Below are 16853 nucleotides of genomic sequence, written 5' to 3' on the forward strand. Positions count from 1 at the left end.
CGATCCGCGCAAGCTGATCCCGCCCCTGCACGGTGCCCTGCTGAAAAACGAACAGGACGTCATGCTGTTCGAAAAGCTCGCCTTCATGGCGCGCCGCCCGGGTGGCCCCGGAGAAGGGCCGCGCGGGCCGGGGGCGGCTTAACGGTTTCCTTAGGAGCCGGACCGTTTTTAGCAGCCGAAGCCCCGCGGAGGCGTGGCGCAGAGCCGGGACCGGCAAGCGATGAGGTCCTTGTTTTTCCCGGATCGCGCGGACGCGCGTCCGGGAGAAGTGTCGTTGGTTTCCAAGAACAGCGCTCCGCGCTTACCTCGCCATAAACCGCTTGGAAGACGGAGAGAGCTCAAATGAACAATCGCGGCTAGCCCGCGCCGGACCGGGAGACCGGGGGCGCGTTTCGATAAACTGAAACCCCTCACGTCCGGAGTCTGTTCATGACGGCCTCAAACGAAACGACCGCCTTTGATCACCCCGCCCTCGACCCGATGAACCCGGCCCCCATGCCGGCAGCGCCGTCCATGGCCTATCTCAAGCCGCTGGTCGCCGGCCATCCCAAGATCACGGCCGGCGATTACAGCTATATCCATTCCTTTGATGATCCGGCGCGTTTCGCCGAGACCCAGCTGAAATACGCTTTTGACTTCATCGAGGACCGTCTGGAGATCGGCAAATTCTGTTCGATCGCGGCAGATGCCAGCTTCGTGCTCAATGGCGGCAATCACTTCGCCGACCGCCTGTCGAGCTATCCCTTCCCGATCTTCGGGTGCTGGGGTGAACCTGATCCGGGACCCTGGCCGAACAAGGGCGGAATCACGATCGGCCATGATGTCTGGATTGGCTGGGATGCGGTGATCATGCCCGGTGTGACGATCGGCCATGGCGCCATCATCGCCGCCAAATCCGTCGTCACGCGCGATGTCGATCCCTACACGATCGTCGGCGGCAATCCGGCCACACCCATTCGCAAACGCCTGCCTGAGGCCGATATCGAGCACCTGCTGACGCTCGCCTGGTGGGACTGGCCAATCGAGACGATCCGCGCGGCATCAGAGGCATTGATGACGGCGGATGTGGACGCGCTAAGGCGGTTTTCGCCCGACTGATCCGCACCACGCACACCCTTTTGTCCGCCCGGGCACGCCGTTCACAATGGCCTGCGCGGCGTCGGTCGGCTGCACAAAAACGGAAACTGTTTCTGTTTCTGATTGTCTATCGCTTCCAGATATGGAAATTTGTGGCACAACAGATGGACAGGGCGCGGCAGTTAGATGACGCACGCGCGGGCGAAAGCCGGGGAGAAGGCAATGAAAATGACGCGATATCTGATTGTGGGCGCCGCTGCGCTGATTCTGACCGCTTGCGGCAATGGCGGCCAGGACGGACGCGATGTCTCTGGTGCGGACGGGGATTATCAGTCGGTTCTGCTGGAGCAGTTGATCGACGCCCAACCCGGTGACGTCATCGAGATCCCGGCCGGCGTCTACAGCTTCAACCGCTCACTGAGCCTCAATGTCGATGGCGTGACCATTCGCGGCGCCGGCATGGACCAGACCATCCTCAACTTCCAGGGACAGATCGCCGGGGCGGAAGGCCTGATCGTCACCGCCAATGACTTCACCCTGGAAGACCTCGCCATCGAGGACACGTCCGGCGACGGGCTGAAAGTGAATGGCGGCGAGAACATCATCATTCGCGGCGTTCGCGTCGAATGGACGAATGGCTATTCAACCGAGAATGGCGCCTACGGAATCTATCCGGTCCAGACGACCAATGTCCTCGTCGAGAATACGGTTGCGATCGGCGCGTCCGATGCCGGCATCTATGTCGGCCAGTCGCGCAATGTCGTCGTGCGCAACAACCGTGCCGAATACAATGTCGCCGGTATCGAGATCGAGAATTGCATCGGTGCCGATGTCTACGGCAATACCGCGACCAACAATACGGGCGGCATCCTGGTCTTCAACATGCCGAACCTGCCGCAGCCGGGCTATCACACCCGCGTCTATGACAATGATATCTTCGAGAACAATACCGAGAATTTCGGCCATGCCGGCACACCGGTCGCCAGTGTCCCGGCCGGCTCGGGCATTGTCATCAATTCCAACGACCAGGTCGAGATTTTCAACAATCGCATCTCGGACAATGACACTGCCAATATCATTATCTCCAGCCTGCACTCGACCGGCTATTCCGATTACTCGGTACAGAGCGATTTCGATCCCTATCCCGAAACGATCTGGATCCATGACAACACCTATTCCGGTGGCGGCACGTCGCCGGACGGGCTCGACCTGACGGCGCTGAAAATCGCCATGTTCGGCCTCAATGGTGCCCTGCCCGACGTCCTGTTCGACGGCTTTGTCGATGACGCGAAACTCGTCGAGGGTGTCCTGCCGGACGCGTTGCGTATCTGTGTGGCCGATGATGTCGACGTTCTCAATGCCGACGGCCCCAATGGCTATGGCTCGCCGCGGATCGAGACCGAAGCCTTCCGGTGCACGCTGGACGGGCTCGCGCCGGTCGAGCTGGCCCTCGCTGACTGATCGGGACCACCGCAATGTTTCGCCGACTGATCCTCGTGCTCGCGCTGGGCATGGCCGCCTGCTCACCCAGCGAACCGACGCCGCAATTTCATGCGGTCGACACGCCCCGCCTCCTGTCTGAATGGGGCCAGGTCGGGATTAGCGGCGAAACCTTGCGACTGGGCGAGGGTGTTGTGGCCTATGACCTCAACACCCCGCTCTTCACCGACTACGCGCTGAAACTGCGCACGATCTGGATGCCGGAGGGTATGCAGGCCGGTTATCGCGAACATGAAACGCTCGATTTCCCGGTCGGAACGGTCATCACCAAGACCTTCTACTACCCGCTGGCCGAACAGGCGGGCGCCGTCATGCGCGGCGACGGTCATGCCCTGATCGACGCCGAGGGCGATCTGGACCTGTCCCGGGTCCGGCTGATCGAGACCCGCATCCTCGTTCACCGCGAAGACGGCTGGGCCGCCCTTCCCTATCGCTGGAATGAAGATCAAAGCGAAGCCGTGCTGCATCGCTATGGCGATATCGTGCCCCTGACCCTGGTCGGGACTGACGGCGAGGCGCAGGACTTCAATTATGTGATGCCGGATGTGAACCAGTGCGCCAGTTGCCATGCGCCGGATTCCAATACCCGGATCATCTCACCCATCGGCCCCAAACCGCGTCATCTCAACCGCGATTTTGCCTATCCCGGCGGCCCGATGAACCAGCTCGACTATCTCACCGAGGTCGGTTTCCTGACCGGCGCGCCCGCGCCGGCAGACACGCCGCGCAACGCCGATTGGACAGATCTCAACGCGACGCTTGAAGACCGCGCCCGCGCCTATCTCGATGCCAATTGCTCACATTGCCACAGCCCGGTCGGACCGGCCGACACATCAGGCCTCGACCTTGAACCGGGTATTGCCCACGGTCCCGCTCTCGGCATCTGCAAACTGCCCATCGCGGCCGGCTCGGGGACGGGCGATCGCCGGCATGACATCGTTCCCGGCCAGCCGGACGAGTCCATTCTTCTCTTCCGTCTCGACAATATCGAGCCGGACCAGATGATGCCGGAAGTGGGACGCTCGACCATACACACCGAAGGCGTCGCGCTGATCCGGGCCTGGATTGAAAGCCTGCCCGGCGATTGTGACTGATCAGTCCAGATAGGGAGCGAGATAGCGCTGCAGCGCTGCCAGGGTCTCGATAAAATAGATCTCGGCATCGGCCGGCCGGTCGCGCGTCTCGAAGATCAACACTTCCGCGGCACAATAGATTTCCACCGTCATCCGCGCGACCACGTCGGGATCGCCGCCGTGAAACCCGTCCAGTCCCTGGCGCCAGCGATCTGCGAGGAAGCCGGCAAGGCGCAGATTCCACGCCTCGCGAACCGCGCGCAATTCATGTGTGGTGAGCGTCAGGCGGAAGACGGCCCCGTAAGACGGGTTACTGGCCACCAATTGGCGCAGGCCGAAGATCATGCCTGACAGGCTGACCGTCCAGTCCTGCTCGTCCGGATCCTCCATGATCGTGGTGACGATCCGGTCGGTCTCGGCCTTGAACTCTTCCAATATGGTGCGGTGGATCGAGTAGATATTCGGGAAATAGCGATAGACGGAACTCACCGGCACGCCAGCCTCGGCAGCCACGGTCGAGGTCGTGATCGCGTCGACATCACCACGCTCCAGAAGAACCTTGGTCGCAGCAACGATTTTCAGGATTCGATCCTGCGACCGTTTCTGCCGCGGGGCGGCTCGCCTTTCCAGGTCGACCCCTTCTGTCGGTGCACGTTCGTTCACAAGCTGCCTCGTTGAATTCGTTTTGTAATCTGGCACAACATTCCGGCGAGGCAAGTGTGACCCTTTTGCGCCTCCTGCCCGGTTTCAGCCGATCCGGCCACACCCCCGCTTGAATAACAGAAAAAAATTCTGTTTCGTTTATTTGGATATTCGAATGGGGAATCCAAGGGGAATCGGCAGGTCTCGCGACATCAATGCGCGACTGACCGAAAATGGGCCCCGCGCCCAGCGGAGGAAAAATGACACGCATTCAATCGGCTCGCCGGCTCGGCCTGCGCGCACTGCTCGCCACGACGGCTGCCTGCATCGCGGTTGCGCCTGCCCTGGCACAGGACGAAGCCATGGACGAGGACGTCATCGTGGTGACTGCCCAGCAGCGCGCCCAGTCCTCGCAGGACGTACCGATCTCCCTGCAGGTGATGGACAGCGAGTTTATCAGCTCCGTCGCCGCCGATGATATGGGTGATCTGGAAGCCTTCGTTCCGGGACTGGATGTCTCCAATGGCAGCCCGACCCAGCCGCGCTATTCCATCCGCGGTATCACAACGAGCGATTTTGGCGTCGGCACCGACCCGGCGGTCGGCATCTATGTCGATGGCATCTATGCGGCGCGCTCGGGCGCCTCACTGCTGGCCTTCAATGATATCGAACGAATCGAGGTGCTGAAGGGGCCGCAAGGGACGCTTTTCGGACGCAACTCGGCCGCCGGTGCCGTCTCCATCATCACGCGCGAACCCAGTGACGAGCTGGAAGGCCGCGTTGCCGTTCGTCTGGGCAGCCATAACCGTGTCCGCACCGAGGCGATGATCAATATCCCGATCACCGACACGCTCGCCGTGCGCGCAAACTTCCTCGACAACAGCGCCGACGGCTGGTTGACCGATGCCGTTACCGGCGAGGATTATCGTCGCGAGGACGCGTCGGCCGACCGCATCACCGTGCGTTGGGATGCGACCCCGTCGACACAGATTCTGCTGCGCCACAGCCGTGACAGCATTGACCAGGACGCCCGCCCTGCGATCGGCATCGTCGATCTGCCAGCCGCGCCCGGCACACCGCCGCTTCCGGTGGATACAAACGCCTATCTCAATCCATTCAACGCACCCTTGCGCAATGATGTCGTTTTCAATCGCGAGGCCCGCGACCTGGCCGAGACCACGCTGACAATCCGCCAGGATATCGGCGAGATGACGCTGACCTCGCTGACCTCTTTCCGCGAATTCGACACGATGAATCGCGAGGACGAGGACGGCACCAACCGGATCGACACCTATTTCGACACGTCGAATGTCGAGAGCAATGAAGCTTTCTACCAGGAGTTCCGCCTGGCCGGGACCAACGGGCCGGTCGATTGGCTGATCGGTGCCAGCTATTATGACGAGACCGCGATCCAGGCCTCCGAAACCTTCACCTTCACGGACACGGTGAATACGGTGTTGGGCAATATCGGCGCCGGCACACCTTTCACTGATCTGGAATACGGCCTGCTCGTCCCCTTCGGCCTGCCCTTCTCCATGCTTGGACATTCCTGGTCCGAGAACATGAATAACGAAGGCGAGTTCACCGCCCGCGCGGTCTATGCCGACATGATCTGGTCTGCGACGGACCGCCTGAACATCTCGCTCGGCCTGCGCTATACCGAGGATGAGAAATCCTTCCAGTGGCTCAATGGGCCGCGGGTCGCCAACGGTCTCGACCAGACCCTGGCTGCGCTTGACGGCGCCGGCATTCTCGCACTCGCCGGAGCCTCTCCGAACGACTTCCTGTTCGACTTTGTCTTCGACCTCTCGCCGCTGGCGGGCGTCGCCTGCGATAATGGCGTCAATGTCGCCGAGGGCGTGCCCTGCGTGATGGAAGACAGCTGGAACAATCTCAGCCCGCGCGTCGTTGTCGACTATCAGCTGACCGAGAATGTCATGGTCTATGGCTCCTTCTCTGAAGGCTACAAGGCCGGTGGCTACAACTCGGTCGAGGTCGGCTCGCGCTTCGAGAACGAAACGGTGACCAGCTGGGAAGTCGGCTTCAAGTCGGATTTCCTGGACCCGGATCTGATCTTCAACATGTCGGCCTTCTCCTATGTCTATGAGGGCAAGCAATCCATCCGCCTGGTCGTGCCGACCGGTGGCGGCGTACCGCAATACCTGGTCCAGACCTCTGATGACCAAGCCGTCGGTGTCGACATGGAGCTGGACTGGCAGGCCTCCGACGCGCTGCGCCTGTACGGCAATGCGCAATGGATCGATTCCACGCACAAGCGCCGGGTGGACAGCAATGGCACCGATCTGTCGGGCGAGCCGACCGGTGAGCCGTTCTGGAATGTCGCCTTTGGCGGTGAGTATGTGATGGATCTGGACAATGGCAGCGATCTGACCCTGCAGGCCAATCACGCCTGGCGTGGCGAGGGCCGGTGCAACAGCCAGTCGACGCTCCAGGGCACATGCGGCGGTTACCCCGCTTTCGCACTGGGCGAGTCCCGCAATCGCACCGATCTGCGCGCCCGCTGGACCGCTCCCAATGGCGATCTCACGGTCAGCGCCTTCGTCAATAATGTCTTCGACAACCAGTATGTCGAAGGCGTCAACAACATCACGGCGAGCACGTTGGGTACAGCCTTCTCCTCCATCTCGACGCCGCGTGTTTGGGGCGTGGAGTTCGGCTACGACTTCTAGTCACGAACTCCATTGCGGCGGAACGGCCTCGCCTCCGGGCGGGGCCGTTTTCCGTTTGGGCGGCAGATTGCACGCACCCCGCCCTTCCCTGCCACGCGAACCCCGCTAGATTGACCGCATGCTGCATCATTTCTTCACCGAACTCCGCGCCGCCAAGATCCCCGTCACCACGCGGGAATACCTGACCCTGCTGGAAGCGCTCGACAAGGGCGTGATCGAGCCGGAGATCAAGCATTTCTACTCGGTCAGCCGCGCCGCCCTCGTCAAGGACGAGAAGGATTTCGACAAGTTCGACATGGTGTTCGGCCACGTCTTCAAGGGCGTGGAAATGCTCTCCCAGATGTTCGAGGACAAGGAAATCCCGGACGAATGGCTGCAGGCGATGATGAAGCGCATGCTGACCGAAGAGGAAATGGCCGAACTCAAGGCCCTGCCCTTTGACGAGCTGATGGAAACCCTCAAGAAACGCCTTGAGGAGCAGGAAAAGCGCCATGAAGGCGGCAATAAGTGGATCGGCACCGGCGGCACCTCGCCCTTCGGTCATTCCGGCTATAACCCGTCCGGCGTGCGCATTGGTGGCGAAAGCCAGAACAAGCGCGCGGCCAAGGTCTGGGAGCAGCGCCGCTACAAGGATCTCGATGGCGAGCGCGAGCTGGGCACGCGCAATCTGAAAGTCGCCCTGCGCCGCCTTCGCAAATTTGCCCGCGATGGTGCCCGCGAGGAACTCGACCTTGGCGAAACGATCGATGCCACAGCCAAGCAGGGCTGGCTCGATGTGATCATGCGACCGGAGCGCCGCAATGCGATCAAGGTGCTGGCCCTGTTTGATGTCGGCGGCTCGATGGATCCGCATATCCGGCTGTGCGAGGAGCTCTTCTCGGCCGCCCGCACGACCTTCAAGAATCTCGAATATTTCTACTTCCACAACTGCCCCTATGAGGGCGTGTGGCGGTCAAACCTGCGCCGTCGCACCGAGACCGTGCCGACCCTGGATGTGATGCACAAATACCCGGCCGACTGGAAGGTCATCCTGGTCGGTGACGCCGCCATGGCGCCTTATGAGATCACCCATGATGGCGGCTCGGTCGAAAACTGGAATGAAGAGGCCGGCGCAGTCTGGCTGCAGCGTATCGCCGACACCTGGCCACACCTGATCTGGATCAATCCGACGCCGGAGAAATGGTGGGAGCACTCCTACTCCACCCGCCTCGTCCAGGACATTATCGGCGCCGACCGCATGTTCCCGCTGACCCTGGAAGGCGTCGATGCGGCGATGAAGGAGCTGGCGCGCTAAGCCAGCGCGGTCACCCGGCCTTCATCATAATCCAGCTCCAGCTCGTTCTCGACCCGGGCGATCCAGCTTCGCACGCCGAGGAATTCGTCCAGATCGAACCCGCCCTCATCGGCGACGCGCGTATAAGCGACGAGCGCGATATCGGCGAGGGTAAGCGTGTCGCGGACGATGAAGTCGCGCGACAGGAGGCGCATTTCCATCACCCCCAGCGCGCGGCGCCCCTTGGCCATGAGCTGTGGATCGATCGTGTCATCGCTCATGTTCTGGAAGGCTTTCTGGAAGCGCCGCACAGCGATGAAGGGCTCGTGGCTGTATTGTTCCCAGAACATCCATTCCAGCATCTTGGCCTGGTCGAAGGCGTCGTCCGGTATCAGGTCCGAGCCGCCAGCCAGATGGAAAATGATGGCATTGGACTGGGCCAGGATGCGGCCATCCTCGCGCTCGAGACACGGCACTTGTCCGGCCGGATTGATGGCCAGGAAGTCCTCGGTGCGGGTCTCCCCCTTGGCGACATCGACCTCATGCCAATCATAGCTGAGGCCGAGCCGGTCGGCCGTCCACTTGACCTTCAGGCAATTGCCACTGCGCTGATCACCATAGATGCGAACGGGCTGGTTCATGGACGACTCCCTTGTCTGGTCCCGCAGCATAACGCCACCGGGCGCGCGGTCATATGATGAATGCGTGTCAGTGCCGGCAAGGCTGTTTGACCGGCTGTGACAGTCCGCCGCTTGGGCCTCGCCGCGAGCCCGCCTATAAGAGGCGAAACGAGCACAGGTATCCGCCAGAATGACCACGTCTACCCGCCCCGGCATCACCGAACCCGAAGCCTGCCAGACCATGCAGGATGTGCGTGCGGGCGTGGACGCGCTCGACCGCGAACTGGTCGCCCTGATCGCCGAGCGGGCGCGCTATATGGAAGCCGCCGCCCGGATCAAGCCGAGCCGCGAGGTGGTCCGCGATGAATGGCGGATCAATGATGTGATCGCCAAGGTCACTGCCGAAGCGGAAAAGCGCGGCCTGGCCGTCGAGATCGCCGAACCGGTCTGGCGCGAACTGGTCGAACGCTCGATCGCTTATGAATTCAGTGTCTGGGACAAGACGCGCGGGGACTGAAGCGGTCAGTCGGCTTGCGCGAAGGCGAGCTCGGTTTCCCGGACACAGCGCTCCACTTGCAGCCGGGCACCAGGCCAGGCCGGCTCCGCAGCCGGCTCGATCGCATCGCACAAATCAGCCAGCGCAAAGGCGCCGACACCGCGCGCGGCCCCCTTCAGCGTATGGCAGGCAGCACGCCAGGCGGACGCATCGACAGGGGAGTCCATGATCGCCAGGCAGCGTTGGGCCTGATCGCACATCAACCCCAGGAGCTCATCGCGCAAGGCCACATCCCCGCCCGTATAACGGGCGAGATGTGCGGCATCAAACAGCGGTGAGGCTGGGTTTTCCATGGCGGCTATCATAACCCATCTCTAGCCCGGCGCCCTTAACAGCCTCCTTAATTTCCCGCCCGCACAGGGCCGATCGCTCAGCTTGGTGAATGAAGCGTTCAGTTTCGCGTCAGGCGCGAAATGTGAGGCTGGCCGCAGAAATAGGGAGGGACACCATGATCAGAACCGTCAAGACACTCACCGTCTGTCTGGCTCTCGCACTGGGGGCCGGCGGGCTGGCCGCGGCGGACAGTGGCGTCACCCGCACAACCGAGACCGCACCGCGCCTGGCCGCCGAAACTGGCGAGAAGCGTCTGCAGCGCCGTCATCATCGCCCGCGCCACGACTATCGCCCGCGCCGCGGATCGCATCATGATCACGGCTATCGGCGCGGCCAGCCAACACGCTATCGTTATGCGTCACAATGCTGGGATTCACGCCAGCAGGCCCATTTTCACGGACGACCCGCCCTTGTTTCCGTCCGCCTCTGCCGCGACCGCTACGGGCGGACCTATACCGTGCGTGGCTCGACCCGGCTGATCCATTACATTCGCTCACCCTATCGTCGCTGGTAGGGGCCGGGGGCCTTTCGCTTGAAGACGGGGCGGCGGCGCGATACCTCTCATTGCGAGGGAGACTGCCATGCGTGACCGACTGACCCGCCTGCTTGCCGTTTCGGTGTCCATCACCAGCCTGCTCGCCGCCTGCTCGCAGCCGGCACCGGTCGATGAGGAAACCCCGCCCGCTGCCGATGAAACCATGGCCGCGCCGGACGAGACGCGTCCGGCCGATGGTGTCACCCCGCCCGAAAACAGCCCTGAGATCGCTGCCATCGACATCCAGGAATGGGCTGTGCCGTGGGAGGGTCGCCCGCGCGATCCCTACACGCTGGATGGGCAAACAGTCTGGTTTGCCGGTCAGGCCAATTCCTACATTGCCCGCCTTGATGTCGCGACCGGCGAGATGATCCGGATCGATCTGCGCGACGGCGCCGGACCGCACAATCTCATCGTCCAGGATGATCACCGCGTCTGGTATGCCGGCAATCGCGACGCGCATATCGGCATCTATGATCCGGCGACGGAAAGCTTCGACTATATCGAGACACCGCGCGACACGACCGCCGACCCGCACACCCAGATCTTCGATGGCCAGGGCCATATCTGGTTTACAAGCCAGCGCAGCAATTCGGTCAGCCGCCTGAACATGGAAACCCGCGAGCTGGAAACCGTCATGGTGCCGACCGAGGGCGCGCGCGCCTATGGCATCAAGCAGGCCCCCGACGGAACGATCTGGGTTGCCCTGTTCGGGACCAACAAGCTGGCCTCCGTCGATCCGGAAACCCTTGAGCTGACCGAGCATGATCTGCCGCGCGAGACGACGCGCCCCCGCCGCATCGCCGTGACCTCCGACGGGCGCGTCTGGTATGGCGATTATGCCGACGGCTATCTCGGTGTCTTCGATCCGGCCGACCAATCCGTCACCGAATGGGAGATGCCCTCCGGCGCCAATGCCCGCCCCTATGCCTTCGCCGTGGATGGCCAGGACCGGATCTGGTTCGTCGAGACCGGTGTGGATCCGAACTGGTTCGTCGGCTTTGACCCGGAGGGCGAGGCGTTTTTCTCCATCACCGCCATCCCCTCGGGCGGCGGCGTGGTCCGCCATATGCAGTATCTGCCATCGACCGGCGAGATCTGGTTTGGCAGCGATATGGGCACGATCGGCCGGGCCCAGGTGGAATAGGCCGTCACGCCGCCTGGAAGCCCACCGATCACGCATGGGAGATATGTGTGACAGGGCAGAGGAATGGCTTGATTTTACACGCCGCAAGCGTATTTTCCGCCGCTTCCCAACCGGCGCGCCTATAGCTCAGTTGGTAGAGCAGCTGACTCTTAATCAGCGGGTCCGAGGTTCGAGCCCTCGTGGGCGCACCAATTCTCCGACTTTTGCGGCACCCCCCATATCCCCGAATTCTTTACCGGCGGTCTTTGCATGCCCGCCGGCCCATTGACGGGCGGGACCGGCTGCGTTGATCTTTGCGACCGCCTGTCCAAAGCCTCCGAAAGTCATCGCTGCGATGCGTCCACACACCGTCAATCCATGCTTTGTCCTCGCCCTGGCACTGTTCGCGCTCTCAGCCTGCACCACCGCGCCGGCTCATTTGCCGATTGTGTCGCCCCATGTGGCGGCGGGTGTGAGCGAGCCGATCCTGATTGCGACGACGCGGGCGACGAGTGAGGATCCCGATATCCGCCTAACGCCGGGGCGCGGCGCCCTGTCCTTTGCCCGGGCCGATGTCTGGGTTCCGGCCAACCGGCTCGCAGGCGACATCACCCATCCCACACTGCCGGCCGATCCGGCGCGTGAGTTCGCGCTCACCGGCTATCAGGCCGACCTGGCGCCCGAGGCGTGGTCGGCCATGCTCGACCAGCATCTGTCATCCATGCCACTGGCGGAGCGGCAGGTCTTGGTCTTTGTCCACGGCTTCAACACGCCCTTCTCGGACGGGCTGTATCTGAATGCCCAGATCCTCAATGATTACGGCGTGCGGACGGCGGCGGTGCATTACGCCTGGCCCTCGGCGGGCCATTGGCCGGCCTATCTCTACGACAGGGACAGCGCACAATTTGCCCGCGATGGTCTGGTCGAGACCCTCGAGCGCGTTTCCGACAGTCCAGCCACCTCCATCATCCTCCTCGCCCATTCGATGGGGTCACTGGTGACGATGGAGGCGCTGCGCCAGCTCAGCCTGGAAGGCCGGACAGATGTCCTGGCCCGGCTCGACCCGGTCATCCTGGCCTCGCCTGACATTGATTTCGACGTCTTTCTGAACCAGCTCGACGCGATCGACCCTCCGCCGGCGCATCTTGCCGTCCTGGTTTCGGACCGCGATCGCGTCCTCGCCCTGTCCGACTCGCTGCGCGGTGGCCACCAATCCTGCCTGGGCATCGGCCGTCAGCGCGACGCGCTGGTCGAACGGGGTATTGCGGTGATTGATCTGAGCGAGTTGCGGGACGGATCGCTGCTGGGTCATGTCGACTTCGCGACGTCTGAAACCCTGATGCAATTAGCCGCGAGCGGCGCGCTGTCGGAGGCCCTGAACGGCGAGCCGGGACAATCGCGGGAGAGCGGGCTGGGTGCCCTGGCCGACATGGCTGCGCGGATCATCTATCTGCCGGCGCGGGCGCTGGGCGAACGCTAGCGCCGCACCGCTATCCAGACAGAAAAACGCCCGGACCGAGGGGGGAGAGGTCCGGGCGCTTGTGTTGCAAGGCGACATCAGGGGGGAGAGATCAGCCGGCCTCGCGAACCTCGGTGAGGAAAGTTTCCACCGTGGAATTCAGTTTTTCGGCGCGCTCGGAGACGGTCCTGACCGCGCGCAGCACGTCCTGGGATGCGTCACCGGTCTGGCGGGCCGAGCGGGACACCACATCGACATTGTCAGAAACAGCGCGCGCACTCGTCGCGGCATGGGATACCGAGCTCGAGATCTCGCGGGTCGACGCGCTCTGCTCTTCCGCGGCGGCGGCAATGGCCGACGCCGAGCGGGAGATTTCGCCAACCGCACGGGTCACATCCTCGATCGAGGAGGAGGACGACGCGGCAGCATCCTGGATCGCCTGGATCTGGTCGCGGATATCATCCGTGGCCTTGGCGGTCTGGGCGGCGAGCGACTTGACCTCGGAGGCGACGACCGCGAAGCCCTTGCCGGCTTCACCGGCCCGTGCCGCTTCAATCGTGGCATTCAGCGCCAGCAGATTGGTCTGCTCGGAAATATCATTGATCAGCTGGACCACATTGCCGATTTCCTGCGCCGCGGCGCCGAGATTGTCGACAACGGTGCGAACCGACTTGGCGCGCTCATCAGCCTGGCTGGCCATATCCGAGGAGCCCTGGATCTGGTGGGTCACTTCGGCGATGGAGGCCGTCAGCTCTTCAGACGCCGCCGCAACCGACTCGACATTGGCCGATGCCTGGGCTGCCGACGAGGCCATCTGGCCAGACTGCTCGGACCCTTCCGTCGCGGCTTGCGACAGCTGTTCGGCAATCGCCGACATGGAGGAGCAGGCCTCGTTCACTTCGCCCAGCATGGACATGACTTCGGCGTCGAAAGTCTGGGCCAGGTCATTCAGCTTGGCCGCGCGGCGCTCATTGGCTTCAGCCTGGGCGCGCTGTTCTTTTTCAAGTTCCTCGGCCTGCAGGCCCTTCTCGCGGAAGCGGCTCAGGCTTTCGACGACAGCGCCCAGCTCGTCGGAGCGCTCAAGCGCCGCGATATTGAGCGAGTAATCGCCATCGGCCAGCGTTTCCGTCGCCGCGGCGATCTTGCGCACCGAGGCCGAGATCTGACGTCCGAAGATAACCGCCAGGGCAATGAGGGCGACACCGACACCAATGGTCAGACCAATGAAGAGAATGATGGAATTGCGGACGCCGTCCTGGGTGGCGGCGGCATCCATGCGTGCCAGGGATGCGCCTTCCATGGCGAGATCATCGAGGTCAGAGCTGATCTCGGCGAAGACGGCATCGAAGGGCTGCAGGAAGGCGACCGAGCTGGCGAAATCGAGTTCCAGCATCTGGCCGACGAAATCGAGCGCGTCCTTGTAGAGGGCGAGCTGCTCGACCAGGCTGTCAAACGTGTTGGTGCCGGCGGCAATGTCGGCGCCGGAAACCTGAAGGTCGGCGATGCGGGCGGAGAGCCCGTCAACGCGTGTGCCCACGGCGTCGAACTCAGCCATCACATCGATCGGATTGCCGGCAGCCTGGGCGGTGACCACAGCAAGCACGTCACTATTGATGGTCTGCAATTCGGATTTCAGATCAGTGAGTTCGAGGGCAGCGTTCATTTCGCCCATCGCACGTTGCTGGCTGTCGGACCCGTTCTGCAGGGACCAGGCCCCGAGACCGGCAACCGCGATCAGCGCGATGATCGCCGCAATCGGTGCAACCGCGAAGGATTGCGCGATCGTCAGCTTGAATAGTGAAGTTAACTTGCCCATTGAACTCTCCCAGGTGACATCACCGATTGGCGGTTTTGTCGATGCTCAGACAATCCGCCCGAATCGCTAAAGTCAGGGTTAACGCCCCGGCACCATTCAGTGCCGGGGCGTTCATTTCATATTAGAAGCTGCTGGTCAGCGAGGCCCAGACCCGGCTTTCATTGAGGTGATTGGTATTCGTCACCTCGCCGTCGCCAAAGTTCACATTCTGGGCGTTCAAGGCCACCGAGAGCCAATCCGTGAGGTCATACTGACCACGCAGGGACAGAGCGACCTGGCTGTCGATTGCTTCGCTGGTGACGGCGCCGAAGGCAGGCTGCATCGGCATATCGACCGACGAGACATAATTGACGTAGCCATCAACCGTGAAGCGACCACCGGTCCAGCCCAGATGGGCGTTGACCAGATGCGTCGGGGTTGCTCCCTCATAGTCCTGGGGCGTGAAGACGCCAAAGGTCAGGAGGTCATCTTCAACCGACTGGTAGGTGTAGGAAACATCCCAGTTCCAGCCATGCTCCATGTCGCCAGCCAGAGCAAATTCTGCGCCGGAAACCTGGGTGTCACCATGATTGCCGAACAGGTAAACCGGAACCGGCGAGGTCGGCGGGAACACCACAGGAATGACGCTCGTACCACCTTTGACGTCCGTGGTTTCCTGATGGAAGACCGCGGCACGAAGGGTGATGTCAGCCGTCAGGTCACGGTCGTACGCGATCTCGTAATTGGTGACGACTGAAGGCTCGATGCTCGGGTCACCGCTGACCGAGGCTGTTCCGAAGAAGAGCGTGAAGCCCACATCGAACATGGTCGGGGCTTGCACACCACGCGCAGCCGAGAAACGCACCGTTCCGCCAGCCTCTGGGCGCCAAACCATGGCAGCATTATAGCTCAGCTCTTCAATGGAGCGGTCATAATCTGCTTGCACAAACGGATAACCGCCGGGGTTCGGGGACGCATCGCGGCTCCACTCGACGCTGTCATAGCGCAGCGCCAACGTCATCCCCAGCTCATTGCTGAACTTGTGGCTCCACATGGCGGAGAGAGCGCTGGACGTGTAGCCAAAATCGCCGTCCGTCGCGTCCGGGAAGGAGCCGGCTTCGGCGTCACGATACTCGACAGAGAAGCGGATCGTGTCGTTGGGAGACAGATTGATGAGGTCCTGGACCCGGAACACCGTGATCGAGCTCTCCATCGAGCCGAAATTGTAGGCGATTTCGGATTCATTGCGGGAGGCGAAGAATGTCAGGAACCCGAAGTCAGTATCGGCTTCCAGACCTGCCTGGTAGGAGTTCAGGTCATATTCCGTACCACCGGCAAGGTAGATCGAGCCCGTTTCTGCCAGCGTCACGTCGGAAGTCGTGACTTCCGCATTCATGCTGACCTTGTCGTTGAAACGGAAGGTGGCTGCGATCGCGGCATTTTCACGGCTGAACTGGTTGCCGGCTGCGGCGATACCGACCGCCTGAGCGTTCGGGGCATACGGGGCAAACTCGTTACCCTCTTGCGTGCCGTAGCTGAAACGCGCGGAGAAATTCTCGGTGAACTGACGCCCGCCAGACAGCGACACGTTGGAATACTCATCGGTACCGATTTCGGCCCGGGCCGTCGCATAGTCACCATGAGCGGGGTTGCGGGTGATGATATTGACCACGCCAGCGACCGCGTTGAAGCCGTAAAGGGCGGATTGCGGCCCCTTGACCACTTCGATCTGCTGGATGTCGGCCATTTCAACCGGCAGGCTCGACCAGGCCGTATAGCCATAGCTGTCGAGATAGACTTCGCGGCCATTCACCAGCACCAGGAGGCGCGGCGTGTAAGGCGTTGCGGCACCGCGGATCGAGACCTGACCGTCGCCGAAGGCATAACGGTTGAAATTGACACCTGCGAAGTGACGAAGGACGCCCGGAATGTCGTACTCCGGGAAGCGCTCGATATCGTCCTGGGTGATGATGATCATCGTGGCCGGGACGTCGGATGCGCGCTGCGGAGCGCCGGTTGCGCCGGCGGTGACAGGCTCACCAAACAGATCGCTCATGGCGGTGTAATCAAGGGTCTGCGCGGCGGACGTGGCAGAAAACGCGACGCTCAGCGCAAGCACCGAAATCGACGTTGTGAGGAATTGGGTCTTCATGGCTAGTACTCTCTCAAACTCT

At 62.2% G+C, this 16853-nt stretch carries 14 protein-coding genes, 1 tRNA gene and 1 pseudogene; 11 read left to right on the top strand and 5 right to left on the bottom strand.

Annotation, left to right across the window (positions count from 1 at the left end):
• The 4 genes and pseudogenes from QZ266_RS15340 to QZ266_RS10940 form a co-directional block, all read left to right on the top strand.
• A pseudogene (locus tag QZ266_RS15340) lies at positions 1–142 on the top strand (ATP-binding protein); the annotation flags it as partial.
• Between the two features lie 287 nt (positions 143–429).
• On the top strand, positions 430–1098 hold the full coding sequence (locus QZ266_RS10930; RefSeq protein WP_295695074.1) for a CatB-related O-acetyltransferase: 669 nt from the start codon (positions 430–432) through the stop codon (positions 1096–1098).
• 201 nt (positions 1099–1299) lie between these two features.
• Positions 1300–2538, top strand: a complete 1239-nt coding sequence (locus tag QZ266_RS10935) for a parallel beta-helix domain-containing protein (RefSeq protein WP_295695076.1) — start codon at positions 1300–1302, stop codon at positions 2536–2538.
• Between the two features lie 14 nt (positions 2539–2552).
• A complete protein-coding gene (locus tag QZ266_RS10940) occupies positions 2553–3671 on the top strand; it encodes an SO2930 family diheme c-type cytochrome (protein WP_295695077.1) in 1119 nt (372 codons plus the stop codon).
• On the opposite strand, the gene QZ266_RS10945 is transcribed toward QZ266_RS10940, so the two are convergent.
• On the bottom strand, positions 3672–4313 hold the full coding sequence (locus QZ266_RS10945; protein WP_295695079.1) for a TetR/AcrR family transcriptional regulator: 642 nt from the start codon (positions 4311–4313) through the stop codon (positions 3672–3674).
• A gap of 239 nt (positions 4314–4552) precedes the next feature.
• On the opposite strand from QZ266_RS10945, the gene QZ266_RS10950 reads away from it, so the two are divergent.
• On the top strand, positions 4553–6982 hold the full coding sequence (locus QZ266_RS10950) for a TonB-dependent receptor (RefSeq protein WP_295695081.1): 2430 nt from the start codon (positions 4553–4555) through the stop codon (positions 6980–6982).
• A 118-nt stretch (positions 6983–7100) separates the two neighbouring features.
• Positions 7101–8276, top strand: a complete 1176-nt coding sequence (locus QZ266_RS10955) for a VWA domain-containing protein (protein WP_295695083.1) — start codon at positions 7101–7103, stop codon at positions 8274–8276.
• On the opposite strand, the gene QZ266_RS10960 is transcribed toward QZ266_RS10955, so the two are convergent.
• The gene (locus tag QZ266_RS10960) at positions 8273–8896 is read right to left on the bottom strand and encodes a glutathione S-transferase family protein (RefSeq protein WP_295695085.1); all 624 of its coding nucleotides are present in this window, start codon (positions 8894–8896) and stop codon (positions 8273–8275) included. The genes QZ266_RS10955 and QZ266_RS10960 overlap by 4 nt on opposite strands.
• A gap of 169 nt (positions 8897–9065) precedes the next feature.
• Between QZ266_RS10960 and QZ266_RS10965 the strand changes: the two genes are divergently transcribed.
• Positions 9066–9392, top strand: a complete 327-nt coding sequence (locus QZ266_RS10965) for a chorismate mutase (RefSeq protein ID WP_295695087.1) — start codon at positions 9066–9068, stop codon at positions 9390–9392.
• 5 nt (positions 9393–9397) lie between these two features.
• Here the strand turns inward: QZ266_RS10965 and QZ266_RS10970 are convergent, their stop codons facing one another.
• Positions 9398–9724, bottom strand: coding sequence for an Hpt domain-containing protein (locus QZ266_RS10970; protein WP_295695089.1), 327 nt, complete (start codon positions 9722–9724; stop codon positions 9398–9400).
• 155 nt (positions 9725–9879) lie between these two features.
• On the opposite strand from QZ266_RS10970, the gene QZ266_RS10975 reads away from it, so the two are divergent.
• From QZ266_RS10975 to QZ266_RS10990, 4 genes are all read left to right on the top strand, one after another.
• Complete coding sequence (locus tag QZ266_RS10975) at positions 9880–10278, top strand: hypothetical protein (protein ID WP_295695091.1); 399 nt, start codon at positions 9880–9882, stop codon at positions 10276–10278.
• Between the two features lie 67 nt (positions 10279–10345).
• Positions 10346–11446: a lyase gene (locus QZ266_RS10980; protein WP_295695093.1), complete on the top strand. Its 1101-nt coding sequence runs from the start codon at positions 10346–10348 to the stop codon at positions 11444–11446.
• 115 nt (positions 11447–11561) lie between these two features.
• Positions 11562–11637: transfer RNA gene (locus QZ266_RS10985), tRNA-Lys, on the top strand.
• A gap of 143 nt (positions 11638–11780) precedes the next feature.
• Positions 11781–12905, top strand: coding sequence for an alpha/beta fold hydrolase (locus tag QZ266_RS10990; protein ID WP_295695095.1), 1125 nt, complete (start codon positions 11781–11783; stop codon positions 12903–12905).
• A gap of 91 nt (positions 12906–12996) precedes the next feature.
• Here the strand turns inward: QZ266_RS10990 and QZ266_RS10995 are convergent, their stop codons facing one another.
• A complete protein-coding gene (locus QZ266_RS10995) occupies positions 12997–14700 on the bottom strand; it encodes a methyl-accepting chemotaxis protein (RefSeq protein ID WP_295695096.1) in 1704 nt (567 codons plus the stop codon).
• Positions 14701–14821: 121 nt separating this feature from the next.
• On the bottom strand, positions 14822–16831 hold the full coding sequence (locus QZ266_RS11000; protein WP_295695098.1) for a TonB-dependent receptor: 2010 nt from the start codon (positions 16829–16831) through the stop codon (positions 14822–14824).
• Positions 16832–16853: the final 22 nt, after the last annotated feature.

It is taken from the genome of uncultured Maricaulis sp. (assembly GCF_905480005.1).
Classification (GTDB): Bacteria; Pseudomonadota; Alphaproteobacteria; order Caulobacterales; family Maricaulaceae; genus Maricaulis.

What these genes read in the sequence shown, in the direction of transcription:
- QZ266_RS10990 (WP_295695095.1), top strand. Translation starts at nt 11,781, where the DNA reads ATGCGTCCACACACCGTCAATCCATGCTTTGTCCTCGCCCTGGCACTG.
- QZ266_RS10970 (WP_295695089.1), bottom strand. Translation starts at nt 9,724, where the DNA reads ATGGAAAACCCAGCCTCACCGCTGTTTGATGCCGCACATCTCGCCCGT.
- QZ266_RS10950 (WP_295695081.1), top strand. Translation starts at nt 4,553, where the DNA reads ATGACACGCATTCAATCGGCTCGCCGGCTCGGCCTGCGCGCACTGCTC.
- QZ266_RS10930 (WP_295695074.1), top strand. Translation starts at nt 430, where the DNA reads ATGACGGCCTCAAACGAAACGACCGCCTTTGATCACCCCGCCCTCGAC.
- QZ266_RS10960 (WP_295695085.1), bottom strand. Translation starts at nt 8,896, where the DNA reads ATGAACCAGCCCGTTCGCATCTATGGTGATCAGCGCAGTGGCAATTGC.
- QZ266_RS10955 (WP_295695083.1), top strand. Translation starts at nt 7,101, where the DNA reads ATGCTGCATCATTTCTTCACCGAACTCCGCGCCGCCAAGATCCCCGTC.
- QZ266_RS10965 (WP_295695087.1), top strand. Translation starts at nt 9,066, where the DNA reads ATGACCACGTCTACCCGCCCCGGCATCACCGAACCCGAAGCCTGCCAG.
- QZ266_RS11000 (WP_295695098.1), bottom strand. Translation starts at nt 16,831, where the DNA reads ATGAAGACCCAATTCCTCACAACGTCGATTTCGGTGCTTGCGCTGAGC.
- QZ266_RS10995 (WP_295695096.1), bottom strand. Translation starts at nt 14,700, where the DNA reads ATGGGCAAGTTAACTTCACTATTCAAGCTGACGATCGCGCAATCCTTC.
- QZ266_RS10980 (WP_295695093.1), top strand. Translation starts at nt 10,346, where the DNA reads ATGCGTGACCGACTGACCCGCCTGCTTGCCGTTTCGGTGTCCATCACC.
- QZ266_RS10940 (WP_295695077.1), top strand. Translation starts at nt 2,553, where the DNA reads ATGTTTCGCCGACTGATCCTCGTGCTCGCGCTGGGCATGGCCGCCTGC.
- QZ266_RS10935 (WP_295695076.1), top strand. Translation starts at nt 1,300, where the DNA reads ATGAAAATGACGCGATATCTGATTGTGGGCGCCGCTGCGCTGATTCTG.
- QZ266_RS10975 (WP_295695091.1), top strand. Translation starts at nt 9,880, where the DNA reads ATGATCAGAACCGTCAAGACACTCACCGTCTGTCTGGCTCTCGCACTG.